The sequence below is a fragment of the Moritella marina ATCC 15381 genome (assembly GCF_008931805.1).
In the GTDB taxonomy this organism is placed as follows: Bacteria; Pseudomonadota; Gammaproteobacteria; order Enterobacterales; family Moritellaceae; genus Moritella; species Moritella marina.
On record NZ_CP044399.1, the window covers coordinates 2,470,544 to 2,486,060 of the forward strand.

The following is a 15,517-nucleotide window of genomic DNA, read 5'->3' on the forward strand; positions in this document are numbered from 1 at the left end:
TTTTTTGCTTTATTTCCACTGTTAACTCACTTATTAGTATCTATTTTTATTGCATAACTACAAATGTTATAAACCGTGAATTATGTGAACTAGATCACCACCATTCCAATTTTAAGTCCTTGCCTAAAATAAGACATACCGTAACATCTTAACTATTTATCATCCGCTTAGCAGCCCGATAAGGTACAGGTTAGATTTAATGGTTAATGTTGCTCACTCAAGTATTATTTCAAAACTGATCCGCTTGCAATGCTATCCTACTCAAGCTGGATTGAACCAAGTATTCAACGATATCGATCAGATCTGTAGTGAGCACAATTTCATTTTACCACCCGCCTTATCGCGTTTTATGGCCGCTTATCAATGTGAGCGTCATGGCCAAACCGACCTCGCTATTGCGACGTTTGTAGAATGTATCGCATTATGTACAGATGAAGAGTTACTATTACAATTGCATGCGCACATCAATCTTGGTTCACTGTCCGTCGAGAAGAATGACTTTCATGCATCGATGCGTTACTTCTCGCATGTGATCGAGCATTCTCACCGCTTAGATGATAATTCACTGTCCTTGGTTTATACCAATTTTAGTGATTTACACCTTTATATAAAACAATACAGTGATGCGATATTATTAGCTAAAAAAGGCATACAGGCCTCTCAAACAAGTCATAATCATTCCAACCTTATGATATGCCAGTTGAACTGCGGCTTAGCCATGGCTTATTTAGATCAGTTTGATGAAGCCGTATTAGTATTACAAGACGCGATGGTTAACGCCGACATCTGCGGCAGCGAACGTAATACTGCACTCACCCATGGTTATTTAGCTCGCGTTTTAGCCATGCAAAGTACCGTAGATCACACTATTATTTACCATCATTTCAATACTGCCGACACGATATTCACTCAGATCACGGATCAATTTAATTATATCGAGAACTGTATCTATTTTGCCAAATATTTGGCTGATCATGATCGCGATAAAGAAGCACTTAAGCAATGCGAAAAAGTCATTGCGATTATCGACAATAAACCGATGTACGCCACCTACTCTATTTTGTGGGACGTTTATCATGCCTTACTCGCGAAACAGCAAGACAAGACTCATTTAGTTAAATCTCTGCAGCAGCAAATAACCTGCGCCAATCAAGAAATAGATGTGCTCAGAGAAAAAGAAAGTCTCGGTATTTTAAAACAGCGTGAAAAACTGGAAGTCGCTCAAGATCATTTGATCATAGATAAAATGCAAGAACACTTAAATATTATTACTGAAATTGGTCAGCAGATAGCCACGACAACTGATATAACTACATGTCTAGAAGATATTTTTATTAAAATAAATACCTTAGTTTCCGCTGACGAGTTCGGTATAGCCTTATACGACAACAAAAATAATTACTTACATTATGACTATTTCGTTGATAAAGACGGTTTAATGCCATCGGCAAGTATCGATTGTAGCCAAACCAAAAGCGTTGGTGGTTATGCGATAAGCAACAAAAAAACCGTGCATTTGAATACTATAGATACAGCTGTCCTTGATGATTTATTAGGCGGGTCCTCGAGCTTGGAAAGTGGTCAAAATGAATATGTAATTGTCGATAAAGATGAACCGATCCAGTCTATCGTCATCACCCCTATTATTATTGAAAATAAAATTTTGGGTATTTTATCGCTACAGCATCATAAACAAAGTCAGTACCATCAATATCATTGTAAGCTCATCGAGCAACTCGCTAGCTTTATTGCTGTGTCACTGGAAAACCAAAAACAACGTTATGCACTGCAACAAATGAATAGTAAATTGGATGGATTAACGCGGATTGATGCACTTACCGGTTTATACAACCGCTATCATTTAAACCACACTGAAACTGATTTTATCTCTGCGCTATTAGATAGCACTGCGACTTTATCTGTGATGATGATTGATATTGACTATTATAAAAGTTACAACGATTTACATGGCCATCAACAAGGTGATTTAGCCTTAGTCGAAATCAGTAAACTGGCACAACAACAATTCAACACGACTGATGATCATTTATTCCGTTACGGCGGCGATGAATTCTTATTTTTACATGTAAACCAAACCCATGCAGAAATAGAGCATAAATATGAACACTTGCAGAATGAGTTACATCAACTCAATTTAATCAATCCAGACTCACAGTGCAGCGATCGATTAACCCTGACTATTGGCGGCCAGCATTTTAATTCCAAGCAACATACAGGTGCTAACATTAGCTTTGAACAACTGTTAGCAATTGCCGATGAACAGCTATACAAAGCGAAAGCACAATCGCGCAATACCATTATGTTTTGTCAGTGATACCTCGTTTTTCAATCTGAGATTAATAAACCTTACAATTTCGTGTTAGTCTATTTTAATAATTTATTTCTTTACAAGGATGTATAAGAATGAATAAGGCTAGCGGTTTTACCCTCATCGAATTAATGATCACCATTTCTATCTTCGCTATACTCATTGGTATTGGCGTACCCAGTTATCAAAGCACCGTACAACAAAGCCGTATTGACGATGCATCTACGCTGATAAATAACGCTCTCAATTACGCTAAAAATACTGCTATGGCGCATAATCGCATGTTGTATATGACTGCATCCAATAATACCCTCACTTTAGCAACAAGCATGACTGCGGCCGCCGAGATTATCAATAAAACAACGGTAACAACGGACACTAGTTCAACACTGTCTTTCACTGCGCCAGGTACCGCTACAATCATATTTCGGGCTAATGGCACTATCGCAAAAGGTAATACTATTCGTTATTGTACCAGTGACTCAGGTATTACCATGGCTGTTGGGATTAATGGTGATACCGTGACCACACCTGTGAGCTGTTAGTTATTCTATTGTTAAATAGCCCCCTGTTTTATTTGGTATAAACGGTGAGGCGATAAATCTGTTAACCAAAGTGATTAAAAGCTATTTTATTACCATCTAAATCACGGAAGTAAGCGCCATAAAAAACGTCAGGAATTCGTTGTCCTGGTTCACCATCACAGGTTGCACCCAAAGCAATTGCCTTATGATACAGTTCTTCACACTTTTCTTTTGATCCAGGCGCAATAGCTAACATATTGCCATTACCAGCGTGTTGTTCTTCTTTATCGTACGGAATACAAATGGCAAGCATAGGTTCTTGCATACTCTTACCAATGAATATAATTCGCTCCATTTTCATTAATGTTTTAGCGCCTATTGGTGCCAATAATGCATTATAAAAAGCTTCTGACTTTTCTAAATCCGTTACACCTATTGTTGCATAGCTGAGCATAGTAATTCCTTTTCATTATGATGAATGTCGTTATGTTAGATAGACATTTAACTACAACAGCTTAGTTAAACTAAGTCAATATACATCTATAAAGTAAGTAATTGAATGACGAGTGGAGATCACCGTGATGTTCACTGCAAGAGTGAAGAGTTGTACGGTGGTACGACGAAGTCACTCGGCATTCACAATTAATGGATAGACGGTCCTCAACATAATATCAAGACAATATAAAAGTAATATCAATGCAGCAACCACATAATATTGACGTAATGTGAATGAACAATAGGATGTAACGTCCATGAGATTAATAAAATGTTAAGTACAATTTCACTGAAAAAAAAGCTGCTATTAATAGCAGTAAGTTTATCGTTACTATTTATTGTGTTAAGCACTCGCTATTTTTTATATGTCCGTTGTAATGTCATTGAACAGCAACAATATGGCTTGGAACCTAACATTAAATTTATTGGGTCTATTATCAATAATCACTATCAAGGCTATCTTGACGGTGAGCTAAGTCTTGTTGAAGCACAGCAGAAGTCGATTAAAGAAATTCATCAAATCAACCTTAGAAGTAAGAATTATGTTTTTGTTTTTAACGACGATTATCTTCTTCTCGAATCAATTAATAATGTCGCGATGCTCAATAAAAATGTCAAAAATGAGATTAATATTAGTGGCGTAAAACTATACCAATTATTACGAACTGAAGCCGTATACCAACATAATTCTGGCTATTCGTCTTATTTTTATTACGGTAATGCGAATCGAGAGCAGCAGTTAAAAATATCTTACTCTCAGTATTTTTCATCTTGGGGTTGGACTTATGGTGAAGGGGTATACATTAATGAAATTGATGATTCAATTATCAACATGCTGATTTCTAATTAATTATAATAGATAACCATTACTGTACAGCCCGAGCATAACGATGTTCGGGACTTCAATAGAAATGATACTAGAATGCTAGCATTCCACTCCATATAGCCTAATCACGCCAAATAAGTTACAAAAAAAGCGGCGTTAGATTTACATCTAACGCCGCTTTTTTTTATAAACGAGTAAATAATATAAGCTAATGCATGACGCGATTAGTTATAGAATTTCTGACCTTCTTTCGCCATTGCTTTAAGCGACTCACACGGCGCAAAACGCTCACCGTATTTATCTTGATGACGTTCTAGCTTGTCAACAAGTTCAGCAATACCGATAGAATCCATATAGTGGAATGGACCACCTAGGAATGGCGGGAAACCAATACCGAAGATTGCACCGATGTCACCATCACGTGCGCTACGTAGGATACCTTCATCAAGACAGCGAGCAGCTTCGTTCAGCATTAATAATACAGCTCGTTCAGCAAGTGCTTTTGGATCCATTGACGCTTCAGGTTTTAGGTTAAGTAGCTTGTAGATTGATTCATCAACTTGCTTTTTACCTTTCTTGGCTTTCTTACCGTATAGGTAGAAACCTTTCTCGTTTTTACGACCTTTACGATCATCAGCTAATAGCTTATCGAACGCAGCAGGCGCTTCAAAACGGCTACCTAGCTCTTTCGTTAGGATTGGACCGATCTTAGCACCAACATCGATACCAACTTCATCAAGAAGCGTGACAGGACCAACAGGGAAACCAAAATCAACCAAGGCTTTATCAACCGCTTCGATAGGTTCTTGTTCCAGTACCAAACGTGCAGCTTCGTTCATGTAAGGCGCAAGAATACGGTTTACATAGAAACCCGCACCATCTTTAACAACGATAGGTGTTTTGCCTTGCTTACGCGCAAATTCAACGGTTGTAGAGATAGTTTGGTCAGACGTGCCTTCATGGGTAATAATTTCAGCCAGTGGCATTTTGTCCACTGGGCTGAAGTAATGTAAACCAATGACGTTTTCAGGGCGTTTTGCTTCAGAAGCAATTTGCGTGATAGGTAAAGAAGACGTGTTTGATGCGAAAATAGTATTTTCGTTACAGTTAGCTTCAATATCAGCCACCATTTGGTGCTTCAATTTAAGATCTTCAAATACCGCTTCAATCACAATGTCAGCGCTCTTCACACCAGTGTACTCAGTCGTACCTGTGATCATAGCAAGTTGACTTTGCATTTCAGCTTTAGACATAAAGCGACGTTTAACTTTTTTATTTAAAAGGTCATACGTGTATTTTTGTGCGTTAAGCAAACCTTGTGGGGCAATATCTTTAATACGCACAGGTACTTTCGCTTTAGTTGCAGTAACGTTAGCGATACCGCCACCCATTAAACCACCACCAAGTACGATTGCTTTTTTGACTTTCTTCGGTGCAACACCTTCAACGCCGTCTTCTTTCTTCATCTCTGTCGTCGCAAAGAAAATACCACGTAGACATGCAGATTCAGATGTCATTGCTAGTTCAGCAAAACGTTTTGCTTCAAGTTTTAAACCTGCTTCAAAACCTTTTTCCTGACCTAATTTAACTACTTCTAGAATAGCTTCAGGTGCTGGGTAGTTACCACGGGTTTTAGAAAACGTCTGTTTTGCAGCTTGATCGAACATGATATTACGACCAAATTTGTTTGTTTCTAATAGCTTACCAGTAAGATCACGTTTCAATTCACGCTTGATCTTGCCTTTTTTAGCTAATTTAACCGCCACTTCAAGTAATACCGTTTCTGGTACTACTTCATCAACAAGACCCATTTTAAGCGCTTGCTTTGCACGGATTTGCTTACCTGTTAGCATCAGATCAAGTGACTTAGCCACACCGATTAGACGAGGAAGACGCTGTGTACCACCACTGCCAGGTAATAGACCTAGCATCACTTCTGGTACACCTAAGGCTGTTTTAGTGCTTTCTGTACATACACGAATATGACAAGCTAGCGCCAATTCTAAACCACCGCCTAAACAAGCACCGTGGATAGCAGCAACAACTGGAATATTTAATGCTTCCAGTTCACCCATAACACGGTGACCTTCAAGTGATAACTGCTCTGCGTCTGCAGCCGTTTCACATGCATCAATCATAGTTACGTCAGCACCAGCAACAAAGCTGTCTTTCTTGCCACTGATCAGTACTAGACCTTGTAGATCAGAGTTTGATTTGATTTCTTTCATCAAATCAGAAATTTCATCAGCGAACTCTGCACGTAAAGTGTTCATCGTTTCGCCGGGTACGTCCATTGTTAGAACGCCAATTTTATCTTCACGGATCTCAAGTGAAAATGTTTTATCTTGCTGACTCATTACGCACTCTCCACAATCATTGCCACACCTAGACCACCAGCAGCACATGCAGCTGTTAATCCTAGACCACCACCACGACGTTTTAATTCATGTAATGTTTGCGTGATCATACGTGCACCGGTCGCTGCAAATGGGTGACCATAAGCAAGTGAGCCACCAAGTACGTTGAACTTACTTTCATCAATACTAGCAACGCGCTCTGAACGGCCTAATTTTTCTTGTGCGAATTCATCTGATTCTAAACATTTTAGGTTTGCTAATGTCTGAGCTGCAAATGCTTCATGCATATCAAATAAGGCTAAATCATCGAATTTAATACCCGCACGATCTAACGCTTCAGGTATCGCATATGAAGGACCAATAAGACCATCAACATCAGCAGGAACTGCAGCATAAGCATAGCTACGAATATAACCAAGTACTTCTAGACCCAGTTCTTTCGCACGACTTTCGCTCATCAATAATACCGCAGCAGCGCCATCTGTTAGTGGCGTACTTGTTGCTGCCGTGACAGTACCGTGTTTACGGTCAAATGCAGGGCGCAATTTAGCGTAACCTTCAACTGTCGAGTTTTTACGAATGTTGTTATCTTCAGCAATAAAGGACTTCATTGGCTCTGGATAAGCTGTCATTACTTCATCTTTTAACTTGCCTTCTTCCCATGCTTTAGCTGCAAGAGAGTGAGAACGGTGAGCGAGTTCATCTTGCGCTTGACGCGTAATGTTATAAGACTTCGCCATTTGCTCTGCAGTCTGTCCCATCGTCAAACCAGTGCTGTATTCAGCAACCGCAGGGGCAACAGGTAGTAAATCTTTTAAGCTAAGTTGGCGAGCAATCTTTAATTTATCGCTCGTCGTCTTCGCTTTGCTCAAGTTAATTAACTGGTGAGCAAGTTTTTTAGATACGCCAATTGGCACAACTGAAGATGAATCAGCACCACCAGCAACACCACAGTCAATCGAACCAGCCATAATAGACTCGGTCACGTTTGAAATAGCTTGGAAACTTGTCGCACATGCACGGGATACACTGTATGCATCGGTACCGATGTCCATGCCAGTGCCTAACACGATTTCACGCGCAATGTTTGGCGCTTCCGGCATTTGCACTACTTGTCCAAATACAACTTGCTGAACAATTTTAGGATCAATGTCGTTACGAGTAAGCATCTCATTAACAACCATTTTGCCTAAATCTAATGCTGGAACCCCATGAAACGCTGTTGCTTGTTTAGCAAACGGGGTACGTAATCCAGTGACCACCGCGATACGATCGCCGTTGCGGGTGGTTAGGCTTTGTGGTTTAGCCATCACTTATCCTCATTCCGTTAAGTAAGAGAGGTCAGACCTCATAAAATTAAGTCAATATTAACCTTTTGGTCACAATATTCAAACATTAGTTTGAAATTTGAGTCTTTCATCTTAGATATGTGATCCAAAAGAAAATATTGTGTGAAAAAATAATCCTAAATAGTAGTCATAACAACCTAAACAGGTTTTATCTGTAGATATATTACCCACCATTTACACGCTAAAGTAGTCATTACCAGTAAAGTTCTGTAAAACATCTTATAAGCACGAGTTATAAATATTTGCACAGCGCTCTATAAAATATAGTTTGAACTTTTACAGTCAATCAATTGTCGGTAAACTAGTGTTTATATTAACGTTATGCGATAGATAATTATGCCAAAATCAAATTTTAATCAATTAAGAAGCTACCTTAATAGCCAAATTCTTGGGCAAGAAAAACTTGTCGACAATTTATTAATCGCGCTACTCGCAGATGGCCACATCTTAGTAGAAGGTCCACCAGGGCTAGCCAAAACCCGTGCTGTAAAAGCACTTGCCGAAAGCTTGGAAGCCAACTTCCATCGCATTCAATTCACACCTGATTTACTGCCAGCCGATTTAACCGGTACAGATATCTATCGCGCCGAAACCGGTACCTTTGATTTTCAACCAGGCCCTCTGTTTCATAATATTGTACTAGCGGACGAGATTAATCGTGCACCTGCTAAGGTACAGTCTGCGCTACTAGAAGCTATGGCCGAACAGCAGATAACCGTTGGCAACAAAACCATGTTATTACCAAAGCTATTTATGGTAATGGCTACGCAGAACCCGATCGAGCAAGAAGGCACCTACCCATTACCTGAAGCCCAGCTAGATCGCTTCATGCTACATTTGGAAATTGATTACCCAGATAAAGACACTGAATTACAGATTTTGCGTTTAACTACGCAAGAAGCACAACAAAGTAGCAGTGCACCGATAACGCAAATAAGTCAGCAAGCGATCATGCAAGCGCGAACAGAAGTGCTTAATATCCACCTAGCCCCTGCGCTTGAACATTATCTTGTCGATTTGATTATGGCCACCCGTAATCCAGATACGTTAGATGCACAACTCGCCAGTTGGATCACATTTGGTGCTAGTCCTCGTGCAACCATCTCTCTTGCTCGTTGTGTACGCGCTCGCGCTTGGTTACACGGCCGCGATCATGTATTACCTGAAGATATTCAAACTTGTCTATATCCGATTTTACGTCATCGCTTATTACTTAGCTTTGAAGCTGAGGCTGACGGTATTACCGCAAACCAAGTTATTGACCGTATTTTGTCATTAATTGCATTTTCGTAAACTGAGTTAGCCTATGTCTGCAATCGAAGTGACGATAAAAGAACTACAGCAATACAGCTACCAAGCTAATAGTGTGTTGGCAAATAAGACCTTGGCAAGAGCACAACTTGCTGGTGGTCACTTGTCGCCAATCAAAGGCCGCGGCATGGAGTTCAATGAATGTCGTCAGTACCAACCTGGCGATGACATCCGCAGTATTGATTGGCGTATCACTGCGCGCACAGGCAAAACTTACTGTAAGCTGTTTAGTGAAGAAAAAGAACGTCATGTTTATGTGTTACTTGATTTGTCATCGAGCATGTATTTTGGTAGCCAATATCGATTAAAATCGGTACAAGCCTGTCACCTAACCGCATTGTTGGCTTGGGCGACCAAGCACAAAAGTGATCGTGTGGGCGGGATTATCATTGGTGAATTCGGCCATAAAGAATTAAAACCCCAGCGTCAACAGCGCGGTATTATGCAATTACTTAATGAAACGGTCACTCTGCATAACGCCCAGCTGAGCCAGAAAGCACTCGCCAGCGATGGCAATGATGTGCCAACGCCAGAATCACTGGCTGGTGCCCTAACCCGGTTACGTATACTGTGTAAAACGGGTAGCCACATCATGATCATCAGTGATTTCCTTAACCTCGATGATAAAGCCCAAAAGCAATTAGCATTATTAAAACGTCATAATGAAATTGAAGCCTGGCAAATATTTGATCCTTTAGAATTATCACTTCCTCACATAAAAGCGAATGTGCGTCTTGCTGTATCCGATGGTCAACAACACGGTTTTGTGAGCCCAGGTGACGCGAGCAGCCGTGACAAATATCAACAACATGCCGATATAAAACAGCAAGCATTAAGGCAGATCATGAATCGATACGGTATTCGTCACCACCAAATAAGCAGCGGTGAGTCATTACTTAACCAGATCAAAAATAAGCAAAATAAGAGTAAAGGTAAATAAAGCGCATGGATCCATCAGCACAATTAAAAGATATTCATTTACCCGCGCCAATATCTGCTTGGCCGCTATCACTGTATTGGTGGTTGGTTATTATTGTAGGCGTATTAATAGTCGGTTTAGCTATTTATGCTGTCCTGCAGTACATTAAAAAAACCAGATTAACCCGCTTAGCGTTAGCGGAATTAGCCCAGTTGCAACAGCAAGGTTGTGAGGTAAATGAGCTACACCATCTGCTTAAGCGTATTGTATTGTCGAGTTTCCCCCGTGAAACAGCGGCATCATTACACGGCGATGCTTGGTTAAGCTTCCTCGATCAACAAGCCAGTTCAAAAAAACGCGTCTTCAATGATTTCACAAATAATAGCGCGGCATGGACGCTAGATTTATACAGTGCGAAGCCGAACATGCGTGCCAAGGCGTCACACTTTAAAACTTGCCAAAATTGGATAAAGAAAACGCCACTTATGCCTGTGGAGAAACCTCATGTTTGAATTTAACTGGCCGTGGCTTTTACTGCTATTACCCTTACCCGCACTAATCCGCTTTTTTAGTCAGACTGGTCAAGCACAAGCCCCATTAGTATTACCAAACCTGCCTTACATTGAGACGGCGGCAAACACAGTAAATACAAAGCAGCGAGTAATCTGGCCATTGAGCTTGATGTGGTTATGCTTGGTGATCGCCGCCGCACGCCCTATGTGGATAGGCGAACCACAATCGATTCCTCAGCAAGGCCGTGAAATGATGTTAGCAGTGGATCTGTCAGGTTCGATGCAAGTTGAAGACATGCAAATCAATAACCGCATGGTAGATCGTTTATCGCTAGTCAAATCCGTAGTTGCTGATTTTATCCAACAACGTAAAGGCGACCGTGTCGGGCTTATTTTTTTCGCTGATAATGCCTATTTACAAGCGCCTCTGACATTTGATTTAAAAACCGTGAGTGGTTATATGCAACAAGCGGTACTCGGCCTTGTCGGTGAACAAACCGCGATAGGTGAAGGTATTGGCTTAGCGTTAAAACGTTTTGACCAAGCAGAAAATACCGAAAATAAGCAGCAAAAGGTGTTGATATTACTTACCGATGGCCAAAATAATGCAGGGGAAGTAAAACCACTTGAAGCCGCTAAATTTGCTCAAGAACAAGGTGTTAAAATCTACACTATCGGTGTCGGTGCAGATGCTTATTACAAGCGTACGATATTCGGTAATCAGAAAGTCGACCCATCTCGAGATTTAGATGAGACAACATTAAAGACTATTGCACAGCAGACTGGCGGCCAATACTTCCGAGCACGTGATGCAGAGAGCTTATCGGCTATCTATGCCGAGCTCGATAAACTGGAACCAGTTGTGCAAGCACAACAACAATTTAGGCCACAAACCGATCTATTCCACTGGCCATTAGCAATTGCATTATTGTTATCAATTTTCGCCTGTTATTTACGTCAAGGAGCGCGCAATGACTGATTTTATGTTATTACGTCCATTATGGTTATTGGCGTTATTGCCACTCATCGCCCTTGCTTGGTATTTTCGTAAAAATGATCAAGCGAAAGGTTGGCATACGGTATTGTCACCTGAAATTGCCAAGTTTTTATTAGCCCAGCATCAACCGGCAACAAAATCGAATAACTTATTTATACCACTCGCCTGTATTTGGGTACTGACCACAATGGCATTATCAGGCCCAAGCTTTAGCTATACTGAGCGCCCCGTTGCGAGTATATCGCAAGCGAAAGTCATGGTATTAGACATGTCGCTATCAATGCGTGCTACCGATCTAAAACCGAATCGTTTGGCACAGCTACGCTTTAAAAGCACTGATATCCTGAGTGCGGTCAAAGAAGGTGAGATAGGCTTAGTCGCTTACGCTGGTGATGCATTTGTGATATCCCCACTCACCACAGACACAAGTACCCTACTCAACTTATTGCCAAACTTGTCACCAGAAATTATGCCCGTGAAAGGTTCAAAACCAACGGCAGGGATCCGCCAAGCAATTGAGTTACTCACCAACGCGGGTTATCAACAGGGACAAATATTACTGGTCACTGATGGTATAAATACGAATCAAGCAGACAGTATAAACACGTTATTAGCCGATACTGACTACAGCTTATCGATTCTAGGTTTAGGCACTGAACAAGGTGCGCCGATTAAACTGGCTGATGGGCAACTACTTAAAAACAATCAAGGCACTATTGTCGTACCGCAACTTGACGCTCGCCTATTAAAAGACACAGCAAAAACGAATTCAGGCCAAGTGCAAGTGATCACCCATGGCAGCCAGCCACTCAATGATTTATTCAATCACCCTTCCCGTTTTAAAAATAGTCTAAATAATCAGAAAACCGAACTAACCACAGAGCAACGTAATGATGATGGTATTTGGTTATTGCCTTTGATTGCATTATTAGCTGCATTTAGCTTTCGTAAACAGCTTTTTTTCAGTTTCCTCCTGGTATTCTTGCTACAGCCAGAACCAAGTTATGCGGCTGAGACCTCGATATGGAAAAACGATAATGAAAATGGTGCATCCCTGTATAAAAATAAACAGTATCAACAAGCCGCAGACACCTTTTCTGATACTAATTGGCAAGCGAGCGCCCTGTATCAAGCCGGTGAATATCAGCAAGCTATCGATCTGTGGGCAGATGAGCCAAGCAGTGACTCCTCGTATAACCAAGGCAATGCCTTAATGCAACTCGGTAATCTTGATGACGCAACCAAAGCTTACGAGCAAGCGTTAAAACTAGATCCTGAAAATAGCGATGCTAAGAGTAATCTTGAAGTCGCCAAGAAAATGCAGCAGCAACAAAAACAACAAGGGGATAAAGGTAAGGACAATCAGAGCCAGCAAGACAGTCAGGACCAGCAAGACAGTCAGGACCAGCAAGACAGTCAGAGCCAGCAAGACAGTCAGAGCCAGCAAGACAGTCAGAGCCAGCAAGACAGTCAGAGCCAGCAAGACAGCCAGAGCCGACAAGACAGTCAGAGCCAGCAAGACAGTCAGAGCCAGCAAGACAGCCAGAGCCAACAAGACAGTCAGAGCCAACAAGACAGTCAGAGCCAACAAGACAGTCAGAGCCAGCAAGACAGTCAGAGCCAGCAAGACAGTCAGAGCCAGCAAGACAGTCAGAGCCAGCAAGACAGTCAGGACCAACAAGACAGTCAGAACCAGCAAGATGATCAAGATAAAACTGGTTTAGCAGGTCAACAAGATGAGAGTAATAAAAATGCAGAGGAAGCTAGTAGTCAGGGGTTATCTGCAGCGCAGCAAACACAATTAGAACAAGAACTAGAGAAAGAACAGCAACAACGCTTACAAAAATGGTTACGGAATATCCCAGATGATCCCTCTCGGTTATTAAAAAATAAAATGTATATAGAAAGTCAGCAACGTAAAGCTGAATCAAACCAGCAACACAGTTCGGAGCAAATATGGTAAAGGCAATACAAACACATCGCCGCGATTCTAAATTATCACTCATGGCGAGCATGGTCATTATTGCCAGCTTGCTGTTTACGTTTAGCTTTCAGGCTAATGCGGCATTAAAAGTGATTGCATCGGTTAATCAAAACCCGATTGTACAAGGCAATAGCTTCATCCTTGAGATCCGTGCCAATGAAAGTATCAGCGCTAGTGATTGGGATAACTCAGTATTGCTGGCAGATTTTGTCGTTGGTAGAACATCGACAAGCAGCCAAACCTCTTATATCAATGGGACAAAATCTCATGTAACAACATTCACGACAGTATTAATGGCTCGCACTGTTGGCACTTATACCATCCCAGCATTTAGCATTGATAACGCGACAACCAAGCCAATTAACATCAATGTGATTTCATCTTCTACAGCGAATGAGCGTGGCCTTAATAATCGAAATATAGAATTGAAGGTCAATATAACCGATAAAAATGTCTATGTAGGTCAGCAGTTCATTTACACCACCACCTTATACATAGCACAGAACACCGAAATGCAAGCTGGTAACATTACCGAACCAGAAGTAAAAGATGGCACAGTCAAGCAAATAGGTAAGGATGAAAACGGCAGTGAAATAATTAATGGCCGTCGTTATCAAACTATCACCCGCCAATTTGCCATTACCATCAATACTGCTGGCGTGAGTGTGATTACGCCAAGTCGATTTGAAGGTCAGGTTAGCACCGCAAAACGCGGTTATCGTTCAGGCCCAGTAACCCCCGTTATTACCCAAGCTGAAACGGTCAATTTAAATATACAAGCACAGCCCGCGACGTATAAAGGCGAATGGTTGGTGAGTGACTTTGTGCAATTAGACGAAGAACTGCAACCAGTGCAAGACACTTATCAACAAGGTGAGCCAATCACACGGACAATGACCTTAACCGCCGCTAACGTAACTAAATCAGCCCTGCCAGATTTAGCCATCGCTTGGCCTAAAACCGTTAAGGTTTACCCTGATAAACCACAATTAACCAGCTTTGCACAACAAGGTAATTATTTCGCACAGCAAGTACTTAGTTTTGCCATCATTCCCAATCAAGTTGGTGAACTGACATTACCAGAAGTATCTGTACCTTGGTTTAATAGCAAGAGCCGACAACAAGAATGGGCGACGCTACCTGCTAAAACGGTCACTGTCATAGCAAATGAAAACAGTGCAGCCATGATCAACAATGCTAACAGCATAGATACTCCAGCAAGCTCAACAGCTAGCAAGGACCAAGCAAATATACAAGCTCCGCCAGCCGCAAATGAATCCCCCGTATGGCGTTGGTTAACCTTTATCTTTGCTGGGCTTTGGCTATTAACTTGTGTTAGCTGGTTTATGTTTCGTAAGAATCAACTGCAAACGACTAAGTTAGGCACTAATTCACAGACGTTGGATACAACGACGCCCGATAATGTTTGGCCACAATTAAAATCAGCGCTGAAAGACAATGACGCACAACAAAGTAGTTTGCTATTACATGCTTGGTTTAAACAACAATGGCCCGAGCTAAAGTACACTGATCTAGCCTCACTACCAATAAGCATGGAATGCCAGCAAGCTTGCCACGCCTTACTTAGCTTTAACTATGGTAAAAAGTCAGGTTCAGCAAGCTGGAATGGCGAACTGTTACTCACGCAATTAACCAAATTAAGAAGCGTAAAACACACAGTAACAAAAAATCAACAATCAAGCATTAAAACTCAGTTGAATCCATAATGCTTTATATAATAAAACAGATTGGCGTCTATCAATGACGCCAAATTCGTTTATGAAAATAACAACACGCCCAAAATGTTCGGAATCGAACATTATAAAATGATTATTAAATGCTCGAACATTAAACAACCTCTCTCGAATGTGAAAATGAAAGATTCATATGAGCAATTAGGCCTTTCACCTGAAA

Annotated in this window: 12 protein-coding genes; 9 read left to right on the top strand and 3 right to left on the bottom strand. The window is 41.1% G+C overall.

Going from position 1 to position 15,517, the window contains the following annotated elements; all coding sequences use genetic code 11:
* Positions 1-199 precede the first annotated feature (199 nt).
* Positions 200-2,335, top strand: a complete 2,136-nt coding sequence (locus FR932_RS11115) for a sensor domain-containing diguanylate cyclase (protein ID WP_019442674.1) — start codon at positions 200-202, stop codon at positions 2,333-2,335.
* Between the two features lie 89 nt (positions 2,336-2,424).
* Positions 2,425-2,874 (top strand): GspH/FimT family pseudopilin, encoded by a 450-nt coding sequence (locus FR932_RS11120; protein WP_019442675.1) that lies wholly within the window; start codon positions 2,425-2,427, stop codon positions 2,872-2,874.
* Positions 2,875-2,935: 61 nt separating this feature from the next.
* On the opposite strand, the gene FR932_RS11125 is transcribed toward FR932_RS11120, so the two are convergent.
* Positions 2,936-3,307, bottom strand: coding sequence for a VOC family protein (locus FR932_RS11125; protein ID WP_019442676.1), 372 nt, complete (start codon positions 3,305-3,307; stop codon positions 2,936-2,938).
* 312 nt (positions 3,308-3,619) lie between these two features.
* On the opposite strand from FR932_RS11125, the gene FR932_RS11130 reads away from it, so the two are divergent.
* Positions 3,620-4,198 carry a cache domain-containing protein gene (locus FR932_RS11130; RefSeq protein ID WP_019442677.1) on the top strand — a complete coding sequence of 193 codons (579 nt, stop codon included), beginning with the start codon at positions 3,620-3,622 and terminating at the stop codon, positions 4,196-4,198.
* A gap of 200 nt (positions 4,199-4,398) precedes the next feature.
* On the opposite strand, the gene fadJ is transcribed toward FR932_RS11130, so the two are convergent.
* On the bottom strand, positions 4,399-6,531 hold the full coding sequence (gene fadJ, locus FR932_RS11135) for a fatty acid oxidation complex subunit alpha FadJ (RefSeq protein WP_019442678.1): 2,133 nt from the start codon (positions 6,529-6,531) through the stop codon (positions 4,399-4,401).
* Positions 6,531-7,841, bottom strand: a complete 1,311-nt coding sequence (gene fadI, locus FR932_RS11140; protein WP_019442679.1) for an acetyl-CoA C-acyltransferase FadI — start codon at positions 7,839-7,841, stop codon at positions 6,531-6,533. Before fadI ends, fadJ begins: the two co-directional genes overlap by 1 nt.
* Positions 7,842-8,216: 375 nt before the next feature.
* Here fadI and FR932_RS11145 point away from each other — a divergent pair, with 375 nt between their 5' ends.
* Genes FR932_RS11145 through FR932_RS11170 form a run of 6 tightly spaced genes read left to right on the top strand, consistent with a single transcriptional unit; the run spans position 8,217 to position 15,330 of the window.
* Positions 8,217-9,173 (top strand): AAA family ATPase, encoded by a 957-nt coding sequence (locus FR932_RS11145; RefSeq protein ID WP_019442680.1) that lies wholly within the window; start codon positions 8,217-8,219, stop codon positions 9,171-9,173.
* Between the two features lie 13 nt (positions 9,174-9,186).
* Positions 9,187-10,131, top strand: a complete 945-nt coding sequence (locus FR932_RS11150) for a DUF58 domain-containing protein (protein WP_019442681.1) — start codon at positions 9,187-9,189, stop codon at positions 10,129-10,131.
* Between the two features lie 5 nt (positions 10,132-10,136).
* Positions 10,137-10,622 (top strand): DUF4381 domain-containing protein, encoded by a 486-nt coding sequence (locus FR932_RS11155; protein WP_019442682.1) that lies wholly within the window; start codon positions 10,137-10,139, stop codon positions 10,620-10,622.
* Positions 10,615-11,601, top strand: coding sequence for a vWA domain-containing protein (locus FR932_RS11160; RefSeq protein ID WP_019442683.1), 987 nt, complete (start codon positions 10,615-10,617; stop codon positions 11,599-11,601). The genes FR932_RS11155 and FR932_RS11160 overlap by 8 nt, the downstream gene beginning before the upstream one ends.
* A complete protein-coding gene (locus FR932_RS11165; RefSeq protein WP_151676833.1) occupies positions 11,594-13,582 on the top strand; it encodes a VWA domain-containing protein in 1,989 nt (662 codons plus the stop codon). The genes FR932_RS11160 and FR932_RS11165 overlap by 8 nt, the downstream gene beginning before the upstream one ends.
* On the top strand, positions 13,576-15,330 hold the full coding sequence (locus tag FR932_RS11170) for a BatD family protein (protein WP_019442685.1): 1,755 nt from the start codon (positions 13,576-13,578) through the stop codon (positions 15,328-15,330). Before FR932_RS11165 ends, FR932_RS11170 begins: the two co-directional genes overlap by 7 nt.
* Positions 15,331-15,517: the final 187 nt, after the last annotated feature.

Excerpts from the sequence above, each read along its gene's own strand:
- FR932_RS11150 (WP_019442681.1), top strand. The coding sequence starts at position 9,187 with ATGTCTGCAATCGAAGTGACGATAAAAGAACTACAGCAATACAGCTAC.
- FR932_RS11160 (WP_019442683.1), top strand. The coding sequence starts at position 10,615 with ATGTTTGAATTTAACTGGCCGTGGCTTTTACTGCTATTACCCTTACCC.
- FR932_RS11165 (WP_151676833.1), top strand. The coding sequence starts at position 11,594 with ATGACTGATTTTATGTTATTACGTCCATTATGGTTATTGGCGTTATTG.
- FR932_RS11170 (WP_019442685.1), top strand. The coding sequence starts at position 13,576 with ATGGTAAAGGCAATACAAACACATCGCCGCGATTCTAAATTATCACTC.
- FR932_RS11130 (WP_019442677.1), top strand. The coding sequence starts at position 3,620 with ATGTTAAGTACAATTTCACTGAAAAAAAAGCTGCTATTAATAGCAGTA.
- fadJ (WP_019442678.1), bottom strand. The coding sequence starts at position 6,531 with ATGAGTCAGCAAGATAAAACATTTTCACTTGAGATCCGTGAAGATAAA.
- FR932_RS11115 (WP_019442674.1), top strand. The coding sequence starts at position 200 with ATGGTTAATGTTGCTCACTCAAGTATTATTTCAAAACTGATCCGCTTG.
- fadI (WP_019442679.1), bottom strand. The coding sequence starts at position 7,841 with ATGGCTAAACCACAAAGCCTAACCACCCGCAACGGCGATCGTATCGCG.
- FR932_RS11125 (WP_019442676.1), bottom strand. The coding sequence starts at position 3,307 with ATGCTCAGCTATGCAACAATAGGTGTAACGGATTTAGAAAAGTCAGAA.
- FR932_RS11120 (WP_019442675.1), top strand. The coding sequence starts at position 2,425 with ATGAATAAGGCTAGCGGTTTTACCCTCATCGAATTAATGATCACCATT.
- FR932_RS11145 (WP_019442680.1), top strand. The coding sequence starts at position 8,217 with ATGCCAAAATCAAATTTTAATCAATTAAGAAGCTACCTTAATAGCCAA.
- FR932_RS11155 (WP_019442682.1), top strand. The coding sequence starts at position 10,137 with ATGGATCCATCAGCACAATTAAAAGATATTCATTTACCCGCGCCAATA.